Origin of the sequence: Pseudomaricurvus sp. HS19 (assembly GCF_009857815.1) — a bacterium.
In the GTDB taxonomy this organism is placed as follows: Bacteria; Pseudomonadota; Gammaproteobacteria; order Pseudomonadales; family Cellvibrionaceae; genus Pseudomaricurvus.
The window spans coordinates 383,100-399,797 of the sequence record NZ_WVVW01000002.1 but is presented as its reverse complement, the minus strand read 5'-3'; the positions used below and the strand labels follow the sequence as shown (position 1 = coordinate 399,797).

Genomic DNA, 16,698 nt, shown 5'->3' with positions numbered 1-16,698 from the left:
AGACCTATCAAATTGGATAGCGAAAGGGCTGCCCGGTTCCGCTCAGCCCCGTCCCCGGGCCAGCAGACGTCCAAACAGAAGGCCGGTTTCAAACAGCAGCCACATGGGCAGCGCCAGCAGGGTCTGGGAAATCACGTCCGGCGGCGTCAACAACATGCCAAGCACAAAGCAGCCAACCACCACGTAGGGCCGTTTACGGGCCAGCGCATCGGGGGAGACCACACCGGCCAGGATCAGCAGGATGGCGGCGATGGGAATCTCAAACGCCAGGCCAAACGCGAAAAACAGCTTGAGGACAAAGTTGAGGTAGCTGTTGATGTCGGTCATCACCGTGACGTTGCTGGGACCAACGCTGGTGAAGAAACCGAAAATAATGGGAAACACCACGTAGTAGGCGAAGGCGATACCGGCGTAAAACAGCAGGATGCTGGAGAACAGCAGCGGCAGGGCCAGGCGACGTTCACGCTGGTAAAGGGCCGGGGCGATAAAGCGCCAGAACTGGAACAGCACGAACGGCATGGAGACGAAAAACGCCAGGATAAAGGTGAGCTTGAAGGGCGTCAGGAAGGGTGATGCCACCTCGGTGGCAATCATGGTGCTGTTTTCCGGCAGGTAGCGCTGCAGCGGTTCCGAGACGTAGGTGTAGATGTCGTTGGCGAAGTAGAAGAGGCCGCAGAACACCAGCAGTACAAACAGCAGGATACGCAGCATGCGGTCGCGCAGCTCGGTGAGATGCTGCACCAGTGGCATTTCCTGATCCTGGATGTTGTCGTCAGTCATTGGCGGAGGATTGCTTGCTTGCCGGTAGCGGATTGTCAGGGGTGTCTGGGGTGTTCTCCGCTGCAGGTGCGGCGGCTTTGAGCTGCTGTTCTATGTCCGCCACATCCTCACGCAGGGTGCGTTCAATGTCCTGCTTGGTAGCTTCGAGGCGTTTCATCACCTCTTCGTTGTGCAGCTGGCGACGGATGTCGTCGGCTCCCAACTGCTGCTCGAGTTCTGTGCGGGTCGCCTGCAGGCCGCGCTTCATCCGCCCCCACCACAGCGCCATGGTGCGCAGGGTGCCGGGCAGTTGCTCGGGGCCGATCACCAGCAGGGCCACCACACCGATGACCAGCAGTTCGAAGAAGCCGATATCAAACACAGGGGTTTACGACTTGTCGCCTCCGGGCTGGGTGCTCTCTTTGTTGTTCTGCAGGTCGGCCTTGGGAGCTTCGGTCTTGTCGCTCTGATCGTCGACTTTATCCGCCGGCTCTTCGTTCATGGCCTTCTTGAAACCCTTGATGGCTCCACCCAGGTCGCCGCCAATATTGCGCAGGCGCTTGGTGCCGAACAACATGACAACGATGGCCAGAATGATCAACAGTTGCCAGATACTGATACCGCCAATACCCATGAAATCTCTCCTGAAACGATTATTTTGCTGTGCGGGAGGCTTTCTCTTCCAGCCCGGACATGTCGAAGCGGCGTGCCAGTTCATTGAGCACGGCGCTGGCGTCTTCACCCAGGTGGGACAGCATCACCAGCGTGTGAAACCACAGGTCGGCGGTTTCGTAAATCAGGTCGCTGGTGTCGCCACTGGCCTGGGCGTCCTTGGCGGCGAGGATGGTTTCCACCGCTTCCTCGCCCACTTTTTCGAGAATCTTGTTGAGGCCTTTCTGGTGCAGGCTGGCGACGTAGGAGCTCTCCCCGTCAGCGCTGTTCTTGCGCGCTTCCAGAACCCGGGTCAGTTCGGCCAGTACATCGCTGCTGTTACTCATGCGTATATCTCTTTCGGGTCTTTCAGGACCGGGTCGACGGTCTGCCACTGGCCATCCCTGAGAACCCGGTAAAAACAGGATTCACGGCCGGTATGGCACGCCATGCCGCCCAGCTGTTCTACCATGAGCACGATGACATCTTCGTCACAATCGAGGCGAATCTCTTTTACCAGCTGCACATGGCCGCTGCTTTCGCCCTTGCGCCACAACTGCTGGCGGGAGCGGGACCAGTACACGGCGCGGCCCTCATCAGCGGTCAGCTGCAGGGATTCGCGGTTCATCCACGCCATCATCAGAATGCGGCCGGTTTTGGCGTCCTGGGCGATGGCGGGTACCAACCCGTCTTCGGTCCAGCGGATTGCCTCCAGAAATTGCCCTGCGGACATGTCTACCTCGGTATTACCTGCTGTTTCAGTGGATTGCGGCGACACAAGCATCGCTTGTGCAGTCGTTAACCCTATCCCGCGAGTGTACCCCATCGCCGGGGGGTTGAGCCATTGCCGGGGGAGTCAGTGGCCGCCAACGGCTACTGCCGAAGCCAGGCCCAGCCGGCGATGGCCAGCAGCAGCCAGCTGGCCTGGGGAATATCCTCCAGGGCGATGCCGGTGGCAGGCAGTGCTACCGCCACCGCGGCGCCGCCGGCGAGCACCGCGACCAGGGCGCGGCGACGCCGCTGGCCAGCGCGGGCGCGCTGCTGGTTAATCTGTTCGGCGGCACGCTGCAGCTGGGGTGTCAGCTCCCCCAGCATCTGCACCTGGTCCAGGGCGGCTGACAGTTTATGGGGCATCTGCGGGGCCTGCTCCATCAATTCAGGTCCGTAGCGTTTCAGCTGCTGCCACAGGCTGCGGGGGTGGAAGCGCTGTTTCAGCCAGCGCTCCAGGAAAGGATGGGCGGTTTGCCACAGGTCCAGGTCCGGGTACAGCTGCCGCCCCAGGCCTTCGATATTGAGCAGGGTCTTCTGCAGCAGTACCAGCTGCGGTTGTACCTGCATGTTGAAGCGGCGGGCGCACTGGAACAGGGTCACCAGGATCTGGCCGAAAGAGATCTCCCGCAGCGGCTTCTCGAAGAAGGGCTCGCACACGGTGCGCATGGCGCCTTCAAAATCGCGGATGGAGGTGTCCTCGTCCACCCAGCCGCTCTGCACATGCAGCTCGGCCACCAGCCGGTAGTCGCGGCGGAACATGGCCAGCAGTATGCGCGCCATGTAGTACTGGTCGGCCTGGCTGAGGGAGCCGACAATAGCCATGTCGACGCACAGGTACTGGGGCTGGCGCGGGTGTTCGCGGGAGACAAAGATGTTGCCCGGGTGCATGTCGGCGTGGAAGAAGTTGTGCTCGAACACCTGGGTAAAGAAGATCTCCACCCCGCGTTCCGCCAGCAGCTTCATGTCGGTGTCCTGGGCTTGTAGCTGTTCGATATCGGTTACCGGAATGCCGTGGATGCGTTCCATCACCATGACATTGATGCGGGTGTAGTCCCAGTGCACTTCGGGCACATAGAGCAGGGGGGAGCCGGCAAAGTTGCGGCGCAGCTGGGAGGCGTTGGCGGCTTCGCGCTGCAGGTTGAGTTCATCGAGGATGGTGTACTCGTACTCTTCCACCACCTCCACCGGCCGCAGGCGCCAGGCTTCGGCGAAGAAGCGCTGTACCAGCCGCGCCACCAGGTACATGAGGGCGATGTCCTTCTCGATGGTGCGCTCGATGCCGGGGCGGATCACCTTCACCACCACTTCCTCTCCGGGCTCGCCATTGGAGTCGAACAGGCGGGCGGCGTGCACCTGGGCCACCGAGGCGGAGGCCATGGGGGTGGTCTCGAATTCGGCAAACAGCTCACTCACCGGTTTGCCCAGCGCCTTCTCGACAATCTGCCGCGACAGTTCGGCGTCAAAAGGCGCGACGTTGTCCTGCAGGTGGTCCAGCTCAGTGGCCACATCCGGCGGGATCAGGTCGGGGCGGGTGGAGAGCACCTGGCCAAACTTGACGAACACCGGACCCAGGTCCTCCAGGCAACGGCGCAGGCGCTCGCCGCGACTGAGCTGGCAGGCCGGCAGCAGGATCGTGAGCTTCAGGAGTTGCCGCAGCCACCAGGGCAGGTGGCGCTGGGGCAACAGTTCGTCGAGGCGGTAGCGCAGGATAGTGACGGCAATACGCAGCAGGCGTAACAGGGCAACCAAGTCAGGATTCCTTATAGGCGGGAGCAGGTGTTACAAAACAGACGGGCTTCACGGGTCAGTACACTTATTCGGTTGCGGATGGGCTACGGCGCTTGTGCAGCAGCCGCTCCACCCGGGCGCCGAGGCGATCAGTGGCCAGGCGCAGCTGATCGACACTGTCGCTGAACTGCTGCAGTTGCGGGGCTGCCGGCACGGCGCGCAGCTCCTCGGTTAGAAACTCCTGCAGCAGGCGCTTGCCGCTGGCACCGCGACTGCGCAGCCAGCCCAGCTGGGCGCGGGCGGAGTTGGCCAGCTGATGGCCAAGGATATCCCCCAGCAGCTCGTTAAGCGCCTCCTCCCAATCCAGATCCAGTTGCCCACCGATGCTCTTCAGGTCTGTGAGCAGGGCCGTGTTGCCCCAGGCTTCGACGCCACTGCCGGTGAGGTTGAGGCGTTCACTGAGGGCCAGGCTGAGCAGCGCGCTGAGCGATCCGCTGAGTCGGGTAGTGGGGTTGTCGATCTGGCCCACAATGCGGACGCTGTCGGTGTCGAAGTGGCAACCAAGGCTGAGATCCGTGCCGCTGATATCGATCACCAGACTTTTGCCGGCGAGCTTTGCCAGCTTCAGGCGCGTGGCCGGGTCGTAGCGCAGGGCCCGGTTGATCACCGTTTCCAGGCTGGCGGTGGCGGCGCTGTGCAGTGTCGGGTCGAGCTTCATGATGGCGGTCGCTCCGGACTCAGGGTTTGACGCCCTTGTGCAGGGCGACAATGCCACCGGTCATGTTGTGGTAGTGGGCGTTGGCAAAGCCGGCCGCGGTCATCATCTCTTTCAGGGTTTCCTGATCCGGGTGCATGCGGATCGACTCCGCCAGGTAGCGGTAGCTCTCCGGGTCGTTGGCCACCAGCTTGCCCATGGCCGGCAGCAGGCGGAAGGAGTAGGTGTCGTAGACCTTGCTCAGCAGCTGACTCTGGGGCTTGGAGAACTCCAGCACCAGCAGCCGGCCACCGGGTTTCAGTACCCGCAGCATGGAGCGCAGCGCCAGGTCCTTGTCGGTGACGTTGCGCAGGCCAAAGGCGATGGTGATGCAGTCAAAGGTGTTGTCGGGGAAGGGCAGGTACTGGGCGTCGGCCTGGGCCACCACCAGGTTGCCGCTGACGCCGCGATCGGTGAGGCGGTCGCGGCCCACCCTCAACATGGACTCGTTGATGTCCGCCAGCACCACCAGACCTTCGGGGCCGACAATGCGGGAGAACTTGTAGCTCAGGTCGCCGGTACCGCCGGCAATATCCAGCACCTTGTCACCGGTGCGCACACCGGAGATCTCGATGGTGAAGCGCTTCCACAGCCGGTGCACGCCACCGGACATGAGGTCGTTCATGATGTCGTATTTGGCGGCAACCGAGTGGAATACATCGGCAACGCGACCGGCTTTTTCCTCGACCGGTACTTCCTGAAAGCCAAAGTGGGTGGTCTTTTTGTCAGTCATTGAGGCGTCATCATCGGTGAAATTGCGGCCATTGTACCCGAAGCCTCGGCGCGGTTCGACGCTCAGGGCCCGTCCGGGTGTATTTGCGTGCGGCAATTGGCGCCGCTAGCGTTTCTGCGGATCGAAATGCTCCCGCAGCCGCTGCACGCTCATGTAGAACATGGGTACCAACAGGGTGGTGAAGACGGTGGCGGCCAGCATGCCTCCGAGCACGGTGACACCAATGGAGAAACGGCTGGCGGCACCGGGGCCGGTGGAGTAGACCAGTGGCAGTACCCCCAGTACAAAGGAGAGGGCGGTCATCAGCACCGCACGGAAGCGCAGGCCGGCGGCACTGAAGGCGGCGTCCACAATGGATTTGCCGGCACGGCGCTCGCTCATGGCAAATTCCACAATGAGAATGGCGGTTTTGGTGGAGATGCCGATCAGCAGGATCAGGCCTACCTGGGCGTAGAGGTCGTTGGCCTGTCCCACCAGGTTCATGGCCGTAAAGGCTCCAAGCAGGGCAAAGGGCACGGCCCCCATTACCGCCAGTGGCAGGCTCCAGCTCTCGTAGAGCGCCACCAGGAACAGGTAGACAAACAGCAGGGCGAGACTGAAGAGAATCGGCACCAGGTTGCCCGCCGCCACCTCCTGTGCCGACTGCCCGGCCCACTCGAACAGATAGCCATCCGGCAGCTGCTGCGCCAGCTCGCCCATGGCCTTGAGGGCATCACCGGAGCTGTAACCCGGGGCCGCCTGGCCGCTGATGCTGGTGGAGCGGTAGAGGTTGAAGTGGTTGAGACTGGTGGCACCGAGCATGGGCTGCAGGCGGCCGAGGGTAGCCAGTGGCAGCATCTCGCCCTGGTTGTTGCGCACGTACAGGTGGCCCAGATCCTCGGGCCGTGAGCGGTACTTGCCTTCTGCCTGCAGGATCACCTGATAGGTGCGGCCAAAGCGGTTGAAGTCGTTGATGTAGAGCGAGCCCAGCTGCGCCTGCAGGGTCAGGAACACCTCCGACAGGGGCACGCCGATGGCCTTGGCCTTGGGGCGGTCGATCTCCAGGTAATACTGCGGCACATTGGCCCGGTAGGTGGAGAAGACCCGCTCCAGGCGCGGATCGCTGTTGGCCTGGTAGATGAGGCCATTGGCTACCTGCGCCAGCTCTTCCGGGCTGCGGCCGCGGGAGTCCTGCAGGCGGAAATCAAAACCACCGGTGGCGCCAAGGCCGGGGATGGAGGGCATGGGGAAGACCATCACCTGGGCGTCCGGCAGTCCCCACACGATCCCCTGCAGTTTGTTGTAGATGGTGCGCAGGCGGGTCTCGGGCGTGGTGCGGTCGTCCCAGTCATCCAGCACCACAATGCCCAGGGCGCGGTTGGAGCCGGCGCCGGCGAGGATGGAGAAGCCGGCTACGGTAATGACATCCGCCACACCCTCCTGCGCCTCCACCAGGTCGCTGACCCTGGCCATCACGCTCTCGGTGCGGTTGAGGGAGGCGGCATCCGGCAGCTGGATATCCATCATCAGGATGCCCTGGTCCTCATTGGGGATGAAGCCGGTGGCTGTGTTGGTGGCCAGCCAGCCGGTGGCGACGATACCGGCGGCAGCGAACAGCAGCGCCAGGCTGGCGCGCTGCAGGATGGTTCGTACCTGGCGTTTGTAGCCGTGGGTCAGGCCCTCAATCGCCCGCTCCGCGGGACGCAGCCAGCCAATGCGTTTGGTCTGGTCGCCGCGCAGCAACGAGGCGCACAGGGCCGGGCTGAGGGTGAGGGCGTTGATGGAGGAGATCACCACCGCCGTGGAGATGGTAACCGCGAACTGTTTGTAGATCTCACCGGTAATACCAGGCATAAAGCCCACCGGCACAAACACCGCCAGCAGTACCAGGGTAGTGGCCACCACCGGGCCGGAGACCTCCTTCATGCTCTGGCGGGTGGCCTCCAGTGGCGACAGGCCGCCTTCGGTCATCAGCCGCTCCACGTTCTCAATCACCACAATGGCATCGTCCACCACAATGCCGATGGCCAGCACCAGACCGAACAGGGTGATGGTGTTGATGGAGAAGCCGAACAGCTGCAGGAAGGCAAAGGTGCCGATCAGCGACACCGGAATGGCCACCGCCGGCACAATAGTGGCGCGCCAGTTCTGCAGGAAGATAAACACCACCAGGATCACCAGCGCCACCGCCTGATAGAGCGTGACTTTCACTTCGTCGATGGAGCGCAGGATAAAGCGGGTGGTGTCGTAGATGATGTGGTACTCCACACCCTCCGGCATAGCGACGGCGAGCTTTTCCATCTCCGCGTAGACCAGCTTGGCCACTTCGGTGGCGTTGGCGTCGGGCAGCTGGTAGATGACGATAAAGGCGGTGTCGTTGTTGTTCAGTTTGGCGGCGGCGGAGTAACTTTGCGATCCCATCTCCAGCCGCGCTACATCGTGCAGGTGGATGAAAGAACCGTCGGCCTTGGCCCGGACAATGGTATTGCCAAACTCCTTCGCGTCGACAAGTCGACCCTTGGTTTGAATGGTGTACTCAAACTGCTGCTGGTCCGGTGTCGGTGGGGCGCCGATCTTGCCGGCGGCGACAATCAGGTTCTGCTCGTTGAGGGTGGACTGAATGTCGGACACGGTGACCCCCAGGGCGGCCATGCGCACCGGGTCCATCCACACCCGCATGGAATAACTCATCTCCCCCATCACTTCCACGCCGCCCACGCCCGGCACCCGCGCCAGCGGCTCGGTGAGGTAATTGGTGGCGTAGTTGGAGAGGTAGAGGCGGTCCACGCCGGGGTCGGAGCTGACCAGGTTAATGCCCAGCAGCATGTTGCTGGAGCGCTTCTCCACCTTCAGTCCCTGTCGGGTCACTTCCGCGGGCAGAGACGGTTCGGCTACGGCGACCCGGTTCTGCACATTCACCTGGGCGGTGTCGTCGTCGGTGCCCTGCTCAAAGGTGACGGTGATCGAGGCGGCGCCATTGTTGGAGGCGGTGGACTCGATGTAGAGCATCCCCTCGATGCCGTTGATCTGTTCTTCAATCGGGCGCAGTACCGCCTCTTCCACCACCTGGGCGCTGGCACCGGGGTAGGTGGCATTGATCTGCACCTGCGGCGGGGTGATCTCGGGGTAGAGGTTGACCGGCAGCAGGAACATGCTGATCAGCCCCGCCAGCGACAGCACAATGGAGATCACGAAGGCAAACTTCGGGCGGGTGATAAAAAACTGACTGAACATAGGCAATCCTTTCCGCTGGCTGCCGCAGCCGCTTAACTGGCCGGCTGGTTGGTGGCGCTGGAGGTCGCCGGTTCGCTGCGCAGTGTGCCTGTCTGCGTATCGAGGAGTTTGAGCAGGGGGTTAACTTCAATCCCGGTGCGCACCTTCTGCAACCCTTCGACGATTATCCGGTCACCCTGCTGCAGTCCGTCAGTCACCGCCCAGAGGGCGCCGAGTGCGCGGCCGACACTGATGTTGCGCTCCCGCACTTTGTTGTCATCGTCGACGATCAGTACAAATTTGCCCTGTTGTCCCTCCTGCACGGCGTATTGGGGGACAACGGGCAGGCTCAGTTTGTCGGTGCTCTCGATCACCAGGGTGGCATAGAGGCCCGGGCGCACGATCCCCCGGGGGTTGGCAAATTCGGCCCGCAGGTTAACGGTGCCGGTGGTGCTGTTGATGCTGATGCCGGCGTAATTGAATCGCCCCGGCTGGTCATGCACGGTGCCATTGGGCAGCACCAGCGACAGCGCCAGTGACCCGTCTGCCGGCGGCACCGGTTCGCCTCCGGTCTGTTTCGAGGAGGCCTGCAGGTAGGTGATGTAGGTACCTTCGTCCATCTGGAAACTGACGTAGATGGGATCGTCCTGTAACAGGGTGGCCAGCGGATTGCTGCCCGGCCCCACCAGGTTGCCAACGTTGTAGTTCACGGTACTGATGCGCCCGGTGAAGGGAGCCTTGATGCGGGTGTAACTGAGATTGACCTCGGCATTTTGCAGCGCTGCCTCGGCAGCTTTCTCTGCCGCCTGCGCCTTGGCAGCGTTGCTGGCGAGGGTGTCCAGGTCCGACTGGCTGATAAAACCATTGGGCCGCAACTCCTGGCCGCGCTTGTAATCCCGTTCGGTACGTTGCTGTTCCACCTGGGCACTGCTGAGGTTGGCCTTGGCCTGCTCAAAGGCGGCGAGATAGTTTTCCCTGTCAATTTCAAACAGCAACTGGCTTTCGCTCACCGTATCACCTTCCCGGAACAGGCGTTGGGTGATGGTGCCCTCCACCCGTGCGCGCAATTCCACTGTCCTGAAGGCCTCGGTACGGGCGACGTACTCGGAGTGGCGGCCGACGTCCTGGGTCCCCACTTCAATGACCGACACGCTGGGTGGGGGTGCCTGCACCTCCGGGGCTTTGTCGGAACAGGCTGTCAGGGCCAGCGCGGCCAACAGGCCGGCACAGGTTGCGGCCAGGCGTGGGAAGGGGGAGATGCGTGGGGGCATTACGGATTCCTTGGGCAATTGCGGCAGGCGCGGGCCGCCGATAGCTACTTGTATAGCATATTGGTATTTACGACAGGGAGTAAGGGTTCTTTGGTCCCATACAGGGAGTGTCGGGGCTTAGCGCGCGGAGACGGCGGACGGAGACGGCGGGCGGGAGGCAGCGGTCGTGCCCGCCATTGGTCAGCGGCGGGCACGGTCCGAAAGGATCAGGTAAGGCGGATCAGAGGTAATGGTCCAGCAGCAGAATCACAAACAGCAGCATGACGTAGGTAATGGAGTAACGGAACAGTGCCAGTGGCGCCTGGCGGTTGTCACCGAACAGCAGTGCCACGCGGCGCAGTTGCTCCATGTTCAACAGGGTCACACCGGCCAGGTAGATCAGGCCGCTACTGCCGTAGAGAAAGGGCAGCAGGGTAGTGAGCACCAGCAGCAGGGTGTAGAGCACAATCTGCAGACGGGTAAACGCATTGCCGTGGGTCACCGGCAACATGGGCACACCGGCGTTGGCGTATTCGTCACGTTTGTGAATGGCCAGGGCCCAGAAGTGTGGTGGCGTCCAGGCAAAGATAATCAACACCAGCAGCAGGCTCTCCGGCGACACCTGGTTGGTCACAGCGGTCCAGCCCAGCAGTGGCGGTGCTGCACCGGCCAGGCCACCGATGGTGATGTTCTGTGGTGTGGCGCGTTTGAGAAAGGCGCTGTAGATAACCGCGTAACCAATGACGGAAGCAAAGGTGAGCCAGGCGGTGAGCGGGTTGACGGCGATGGCCAGCAACGCCAACCCGGCGCTGCCAAGCACGAAGGCAAACGCCAGCGCGTGGGCCGGCGACAGTTCGCCCTGGGGTAACGGGCGGGCGCGGGTGCGGATCATGTGACGGTCGATGCGGTTGTCCACCACATGGTTGACCGCAGCGGCGGCACCGGCGGCCATGCCGATGCCTATGGTTCCCCACAGCAAGGCGTTCCAGGGAATCGCCTGCTCGCTGGCCAGTAGCATGCCCACCACCGCGGTGAGCAGCATGACGGCCACTACCCTTGGTTTGGTCAGGCGGTAGTAGGCGGTAAGGGTGGTGCGCAGCGGTGGCAGCTCCAGCCCACCGCTGAAGTCAGCCCGCAGGGCAGGTTTGGTGGTTTTCATAAGTCAGTTCCTTGTTGCGGGAGCGGGAATGGGAAAGGGAGCGTGCGAGGTAGTGTTGAGTGAGCAGGGCGCAGAGAACCAGTAACAGCAACGCCGCGCCGCTGTTGTGGGCCAGCGCCAGTAGCAACGGGAATTGCCAGAAGACGTTGGCAATACCTATGGCCAGCTGCAGTGCGAGTGCGGCCAAAACTGCTGTTGCTTCGCCCCGCAGCTGCCGCCGCCACAGCGCCACACAGAGCAGGCTGAGCACCAGAGTGACAGTGAGGGCGCCAAGCCGGTGCATCATGTGAATGCCCACCCTGGCCGGCCCTTCGAGTTGGCCGCCGAGGTAGTTGGGGCCCACGTGCTGGGTGATGTTGAGCCCCTTGTCCAAAGCCATTTGCTCCGGCCACCACTCACCGTGGCAGGTTGGGAAATCGGGACAGGCATAGGCGGCGTAGTTGGCACTGGTCCAGCCGCCGAGGGCTATCTGGCCAATGACCAGCATCAGCGCCAGCCACATCAAAAGGCGGGGTGCACCGGCTAGCTGCAGAAGGCTCTCGGGGGCGTCTGCAGGTTGTCGGATAAGGTGGCGCAGGCGCAGGGTGAGTACCAGCAGCAGGCTCAGGGTAGCGAAGCCGCCCAGCAGGTGCAGGGTGACCACCTGGGGCCACAATTTAAGCGTCACCGTCCACATGCCGAAGGCGGCCTGCACCACCACCAGCAGCAAAAGCCCGAGGCTCAACCCCAGTGGATAGCCGGGGGTGCGGCGCTGCCTGATGGCCATGCAGGCCAGTGCGGCTATGAGCACTCCCAGAATGCCGGCTACATAGCGATGGACCATCTCGGCCCAGCCCTTGTGCGCTTCCACCGGGGTTTCCGGAAAGCGGGCTTCGGCGATCACGATATGGACTTCGGATTGGGGCACGGTCAGGAAGCCGTAGCAGCCTGGCCAGTCGGGACAGCCGAGGCCGGCATCGGCCAGTCGGGTGTAGGCACCGAGGGTGACGACAATCGCTGCCAGCAGCACGGCGCAGGCACTGAGGCGGAAGGCGGATTGGATTGAAGACTGGATTGAGGACATAGCCGTTCCCTGTTAGCCGATGCTGGAGGCCTTGAGCAGCTTTTTAAGATCCTTCAGCAGATCACGAAGGTCCTGATCCTGTGTGTAGGTGAGTACCAGATTGCCCAGTGGGTCGACGATAAAACGCTGGCGCTGTTGCGGAACCTGCAGGTCGCTGTGGGGCAGGATTTGCAGGTAGGGATCGTCGGCCTGGGTGGGGGTGGTGGTACCGAACCAGACGCGACGCACCCGCTCCGCCTCCTTGCCCAGTGCCAGGTGCAGCTGCGTCACCTGTTGCAGTTGTTGCACGCAATTCCGGTCACAGTCAGCGGGCAGTACTTCCACAATCAGCCAGTGACCGTGCAGCTGTTCCAGCGAGTCGGTATTGGCTGCCGGCCACCACTGCTCTGCTGTCAGCGCCGGTTGCATCAACGCTCCGCGGGCGGTATTTGTCTGCGGTTGCCACTGCCCCAGGTACAGCGCCCAGGCGCTTAACATCGGCGCGAAGCCGATGAGCAGCAGCATCAGCAGTTTGAATTTCGCGCGCCGGATCGGTGGAGCGCCGGCGGACGACGCAGAGCCTGAAACACTATCCATAATGCATAACCCCATGCTAGCAAGGTGAGAGCGGCCCACTGCCAGGCGTAAGCCCGGTGTTTGGCCGGTGTAATAACCGATAACTGCCAGTGTGGCAGGAACATCTGCGGCTGGTTTGCCGCAACCCGTAACTCGGCGTTGAGCAGTGTGACGCCCAGCGCCTGTTGCAACTTCTCCCTCTCCACCCAGGGCAGGCGCTGCGGTGCTGCCTGAATTTCCGGATAGTCACCCAGGGTGAGCCCGGGACGACTGAAGGGATAGAGCGTACCTTGCAGCGTGATGGTTCCCTCTGGCAGCGAGACCTCCGGCAGCGTGTTGCGATCCGGCCACTCAATCCAGCCGCGATTGACCAGCAGGGTGTCGCCGCTGTTGGTACGCAGCAGTGCCAGCACGTCCAGGCCGGCCTTGCCGTTATGAATCTGATTGTCGAGAAAGGCACTGAAGCCCGGCAGAAAATGACCTGTCACCTGCAGTTGCTGGCCGAGCCACGCTTCCGGTGTCGAGTCGTCGTCTGGCGTGGTGTCAGGTGTGATTTGCTGGCGCCACTGTTGCAATGTCAGCACAGAGGAGCCTTGTGCTTGCCACAACTCCTTGCGCTCGGCCTTGTGCCATTGCCACAGACAGAGTGACGTGCCGACACCGCCGAGAAGAAACAAGCAAAAACACCAAATCCATTGCCGGTACATTTACAACTGCCGCTATACTGAGGACAACTTTGCAGCCGGGCGGGGAGCTCCCATGCTGAAACTCTTTATTCTTTTTCTGTTTTTTCTGATGCTTGTCAGCCTGTCATTTGGCTTCTACTTCCTGATGAAGGATCAGGGGGAAGCTCCACAGCAGCGCCTGCTGACGTCACTTAAATTCCGTATCTCACTGGCGGTTCTGATCCTGCTGTGCCTCATTATCGGTTTTGCCACTGGCACCTTGCACAACCAGGCGCCCTGGTGACAAACCGTTATTGCTTCAGAGTACGTAGACGAAGATAAACAGCCCCAGCCACACTACATCCACAAAGTGCCAGTACCAGGCGCTGGCCTCAAAACCGAAGTGTCGCTGTGGTGAAAAGTGGCCGCGCATCAGACGTCCGGTGATCACAATCAAAATGATCGTACCCAGTGTGACGTGCATACCGTGGAAGCCGGTAAGGATAAAGAACGTGCCTCCATAAATGCCGGCGTGCAGGGTCAGCCCCAAATGGGTGTAGGCTTCGTAGTACTCATAGGCCTGTACAAACAGGAAAGCGATGCCGAGGGCAATGGTGGCCAGCATCCAGTTAATCGCGGTGATGCGCTTTTCGTGCTTGAGGGCGTGGTGGGCAAAGGTGAGGGTGATGCTGGAAGTCACCAGCAGCAGGGTGTTCAGCAGTGGCAGGTGCCAGGGATCAACCGTCGTGGTGGGCCCCTGGAAAAGCTGGGTGTCCGGCGGGTTCATCACCGGCCAGCTGTTGATAAACTCCGGCCACAGCAGCACATTCATGGGCTTGTCGCCTTCGCCTGCCAGCCACGGCACAGCCAGGTGGCGCACATAAAACAGGGCCCCGAACAGGGCTGCAAAAAACATCACTTCGGAAAAGATGAACCAGCTCATGCCGAGGCGGAAGGAGCGGTCTACCTGGGGATCGTTGAGTAATCCCTCCTGGTTCTCTTTCACAACGGTAGAAAACCAGCCGACAAAAAGATAGATCACGCCGACCAGGCCAATCAGCAGCAGCAGGCTCTGACCGTGGATCAGGGCGTGTGCAGTGCCGGCTGCCAAAAGAAACAGGCTGACGGCGGCCACAATCGGCCAGTGGCTTTGTTCCGGTACATAGTAGTGCTGCTGACTCATACACATGCTCTCCTGTGATGGTGCAGATACGGCTGTTGGCACCCTTCTGTTTGGTTAACTTATTGCTCAGTTGTTATTGGCCACCTGGGTAACGTCAAACAAAGTATAGGCCAGTGTGATGGTCCGAATGTGGTCCGGCAGTTCTTTGTCCACCTCGAAGACCACGGGCATATCCAGTGACTCACCGGCCTCAAGGTCCTGCTGGTCAAAGCAGAAGCATTGCACCTTGTGAAAATACTGCGCCGCCTCCGAAGGACTGACGCTGGGTACGGCGCGACCCTGCATAAAACGATCGGTGGTGTTGGTAACGCGGAACATGGCCGTGAAATCCTCGCCGGTCTGTACCTTGACGGCGTCGTGTTCCAGCGGCGCAAATTCCCACGGCATGTCGCCATTGTTCATGGTGACAAACTGCACGCGCACCCCGCGGGACATTGTCTCCTGCTGGTTGTTCCTGTTGCGCTGTTCCGCCTCCGTCAGTGGCGAGGTGTTTACCTTTCCGTTGAGCCCGGTGACCCGGCAGAACACATCGTAAAGGGGGACCAGGGCAAATCCGAAACCGAACATCACAATCGGAATCAGGGTCGCCAATACCAGTGTTTTGCGGGAGTTCGGTTGCATGTTCTGGCGTCTCACTCTGGACGGGCGTTAATCAATTTTTGGTGGTGTGCCGAAGCTGTGGTAGGGCGCAGGCGATGGCAGGGTCCACTCCAGTCCTTCTGCACCTTCCCATGGGTTGGCGGCAGCCTTCTCGCCACTGGTGATGCATCGGATGACGATAAAGAGGAAGAAAACCTGGGCAAAACCAAACACAAAGCCGCCAATGCTCGCCAGCATATTAAAGTCGGCAAACTGCAGGGCGTAATCCGGAATGCGGCGCGGCATGCCGGCGAGGCCGATAAAGTGCATGGGGAAGAAGGTCAGGTTGAGGCCGATAAAGGACCACCAGAAATGAATTTTACCCAGGCGTTCGTCATACATGCGACCACACCATTTAGGCAGCCAGTAGTAGACAGCGGCGATAATTGCAAACACGGCACCGGGTACAAGTACATAGTGGAAGTGTGCCACTACGAAATAGGTGTCGTGGTACTGGAAGTCAGCCGGTGAGATGGCCAGCATCAAGCCGGAGAAGCCACCAATGGTAAACAGTACGATGAAAGCAATGGCAAACAGCATGGGTGTTTCAAACGTCAGGGAGCCACGAAACATGGTGCTGATCCAGTTAAACACTTTCACACCTGTAGGTACGGCAATGAGCATGGTGGCGTACATAAAGAACAGCTCGCCGGCCAGCGGCATGCCGACGGTAAACATGTGGTGGGCCCAGACAATAAAGGAAAGCAGGGCAATGGAGGCGGTGGCGTAGACCATGGAGGCGTAGCCAAACAAGGGTTTGCGGCTGAAGGTGGGGATGATCTGCGAGACGATGCCAAACGCCGGCAGGATCATGATGTACACCTCGGGGTGACCGAAGAACCAGAACAGGTGCTGGAAGAGCACGGGGTCGCCACCGCCGGCAGCATTGAAAAAGCTGGTACCGAAGTTGATGTCGAACAGCATCATGGTGACCACGCAAGCCAGCACCGGCATGGCCGCCAGCAGCAGAAACGCGGTAATCAGCCAGGTCCAGACAAACAGTGGCATCTTCATCAGGGTCATGCCGGGGGCGCGCATATTAAAAATGGTGGCGATGACATTGATGGCGCCCATGATGGATGAGATACCCATCAAATGAACACCAAAGATAAAGTAGTTGACCGTGGGTGGTGCGTATTGAGTGCTCAGCGGTGCATAAAACGTCCAGCCGAAATTGGGTGCGCCGCCATCCATAAACAGGGTCATCAGCAGCATCGTAAAGGCAAACGGCAGGATCCAGAAGCTGAGGTTGTTCATGCGTGGCAGGGCCATGTCAGGCGCGCCCACCATCATCGGGATCAGCCAGTTGGCGAGGCCGACAAAGGCGGGCATCACTGCCCCGAACACCATGATCAGGCCGTGCATGGTGGTCATTTGATTGAAGAAACCGGGATCCACCAGCTGCAGTCCGGGCTGGAAAAGTTCCGCCCGGATCACCAGCGCCATGCTGCCGCCGGTAAGAAACATCAGGAACGAGAACCACATGTACAGTGTGCCGATGTCCTTGTGGTTGGTGGTGAACACCCAGCGACTTAAACCGCTGGCCGGTCCGTGATGATGCTGAGCTTCATGCGCAATGTCGCTGGCCGCGTCCAT

At 61.0% G+C, this 16,698-nt stretch carries 18 protein-coding genes; 1 reads left to right on the top strand and 17 read right to left on the bottom strand.

Features of this window, described 5'->3' with window-relative positions:
• Positions 1 to 42: 42 nt before the first annotated feature.
• From tatC to GSF27_RS09485, 14 genes are all read right to left on the bottom strand, one after another.
• The gene (gene tatC, locus GSF27_RS09550) at positions 43 to 780 is read right to left on the bottom strand and encodes a twin-arginine translocase subunit TatC (RefSeq protein WP_160968301.1); all 738 of its coding nucleotides are present in this window, start codon (positions 778 to 780) and stop codon (positions 43 to 45) included.
• Positions 773 to 1,141, bottom strand: a complete 369-nt coding sequence (gene tatB / locus GSF27_RS09545; protein ID WP_160968299.1) for a Sec-independent protein translocase protein TatB — start codon at positions 1,139 to 1,141, stop codon at positions 773 to 775. Before tatB ends, tatC begins: the two co-directional genes overlap by 8 nt.
• Before the next feature lie 6 nt (positions 1,142 to 1,147).
• Positions 1,148 to 1,393: a Sec-independent protein translocase subunit TatA gene (gene tatA / locus GSF27_RS09540; RefSeq protein ID WP_160968297.1), complete on the bottom strand. Its 246-nt coding sequence runs from the start codon at positions 1,391 to 1,393 to the stop codon at positions 1,148 to 1,150.
• A gap of 19 nt (positions 1,394 to 1,412) precedes the next feature.
• Positions 1,413 to 1,757: a phosphoribosyl-ATP diphosphatase gene (locus tag GSF27_RS09535; RefSeq protein ID WP_160968295.1), complete on the bottom strand. Its 345-nt coding sequence runs from the start codon at positions 1,755 to 1,757 to the stop codon at positions 1,413 to 1,415.
• A complete protein-coding gene (gene hisI / locus GSF27_RS09530; protein WP_160968293.1) occupies positions 1,754 to 2,143 on the bottom strand; it encodes a phosphoribosyl-AMP cyclohydrolase in 390 nt (129 codons plus the stop codon). Before hisI ends, GSF27_RS09535 begins: the two co-directional genes overlap by 4 nt.
• A 140-nt stretch (positions 2,144 to 2,283) precedes the next feature.
• Positions 2,284 to 3,930 carry a ubiquinone biosynthesis regulatory protein kinase UbiB gene (ubiB, locus tag GSF27_RS09525; RefSeq protein ID WP_160968291.1) on the bottom strand — a complete coding sequence of 549 codons (1,647 nt, stop codon included), beginning with the start codon at positions 3,928 to 3,930 and terminating at the stop codon, positions 2,284 to 2,286.
• Between the two features lie 64 nt (positions 3,931 to 3,994).
• A complete protein-coding gene (locus GSF27_RS09520) occupies positions 3,995 to 4,627 on the bottom strand; it encodes an SCP2 domain-containing protein (protein ID WP_160968289.1) in 633 nt (210 codons plus the stop codon).
• A gap of 19 nt (positions 4,628 to 4,646) precedes the next feature.
• Positions 4,647 to 5,396: a bifunctional demethylmenaquinone methyltransferase/2-methoxy-6-polyprenyl-1,4-benzoquinol methylase UbiE gene (gene ubiE / locus GSF27_RS09515; RefSeq protein WP_160968287.1), complete on the bottom strand. Its 750-nt coding sequence runs from the start codon at positions 5,394 to 5,396 to the stop codon at positions 4,647 to 4,649.
• Positions 5,397 to 5,501: 105 nt separating this feature from the next.
• Positions 5,502 to 8,609: an efflux RND transporter permease subunit gene (locus GSF27_RS09510; protein ID WP_160968285.1), complete on the bottom strand. Its 3,108-nt coding sequence runs from the start codon at positions 8,607 to 8,609 to the stop codon at positions 5,502 to 5,504.
• A gap of 32 nt (positions 8,610 to 8,641) precedes the next feature.
• Positions 8,642 to 9,859: an efflux RND transporter periplasmic adaptor subunit gene (locus GSF27_RS09505; RefSeq protein ID WP_160968283.1), complete on the bottom strand. Its 1,218-nt coding sequence runs from the start codon at positions 9,857 to 9,859 to the stop codon at positions 8,642 to 8,644.
• Positions 9,860 to 10,079: 220 nt separating this feature from the next.
• The gene (gene cyoE / locus GSF27_RS09500) at positions 10,080 to 10,997 is read right to left on the bottom strand and encodes a heme o synthase (protein WP_160968281.1); all 918 of its coding nucleotides are present in this window, start codon (positions 10,995 to 10,997) and stop codon (positions 10,080 to 10,082) included.
• Positions 10,966 to 12,060 carry a heme A synthase gene (locus GSF27_RS09495; protein WP_160968279.1) on the bottom strand — a complete coding sequence of 365 codons (1,095 nt, stop codon included), beginning with the start codon at positions 12,058 to 12,060 and terminating at the stop codon, positions 10,966 to 10,968. The genes cyoE and GSF27_RS09495 overlap by 32 nt, the downstream gene beginning before the upstream one ends.
• A gap of 12 nt (positions 12,061 to 12,072) precedes the next feature.
• Complete coding sequence (locus GSF27_RS09490; protein ID WP_160968277.1) at positions 12,073 to 12,564, bottom strand: hypothetical protein; 492 nt, start codon at positions 12,562 to 12,564, stop codon at positions 12,073 to 12,075.
• Positions 12,564 to 13,292: an SURF1 family protein gene (locus tag GSF27_RS09485; protein ID WP_160968275.1), complete on the bottom strand. Its 729-nt coding sequence runs from the start codon at positions 13,290 to 13,292 to the stop codon at positions 12,564 to 12,566. The genes GSF27_RS09490 and GSF27_RS09485 overlap by 1 nt, the downstream gene beginning before the upstream one ends.
• 82 nt (positions 13,293 to 13,374) lie before the next feature.
• On the opposite strand from GSF27_RS09485, the gene GSF27_RS09480 reads away from it, so the two are divergent.
• Positions 13,375 to 13,584 carry a DUF2909 family protein gene (locus GSF27_RS09480; protein ID WP_160968273.1) on the top strand — a complete coding sequence of 70 codons (210 nt, stop codon included), beginning with the start codon at positions 13,375 to 13,377 and terminating at the stop codon, positions 13,582 to 13,584.
• 15 nt (positions 13,585 to 13,599) lie between these two features.
• Here the strand turns inward: GSF27_RS09480 and GSF27_RS09475 are convergent, their stop codons facing one another.
• The 3 genes from GSF27_RS09475 to ctaD are packed head-to-tail and all read right to left on the bottom strand — an operon-like array spanning position 13,600 to position 16,698.
• Entirely contained in the window at positions 13,600 to 14,469 is an 870-nt protein-coding gene (locus GSF27_RS09475) for a cytochrome c oxidase subunit 3 (RefSeq protein ID WP_202410372.1), read from the bottom strand.
• A gap of 60 nt (positions 14,470 to 14,529) precedes the next feature.
• Positions 14,530 to 15,084, bottom strand: coding sequence for a cytochrome c oxidase assembly protein (locus tag GSF27_RS09470; protein WP_160968269.1), 555 nt, complete (start codon positions 15,082 to 15,084; stop codon positions 14,530 to 14,532).
• A 27-nt stretch (positions 15,085 to 15,111) separates the two neighbouring features.
• On the bottom strand, positions 15,112 to 16,698 hold the full coding sequence (gene ctaD, locus GSF27_RS09465; RefSeq protein ID WP_160968267.1) for a cytochrome c oxidase subunit I: 1,587 nt from the start codon (positions 16,696 to 16,698) through the stop codon (positions 15,112 to 15,114).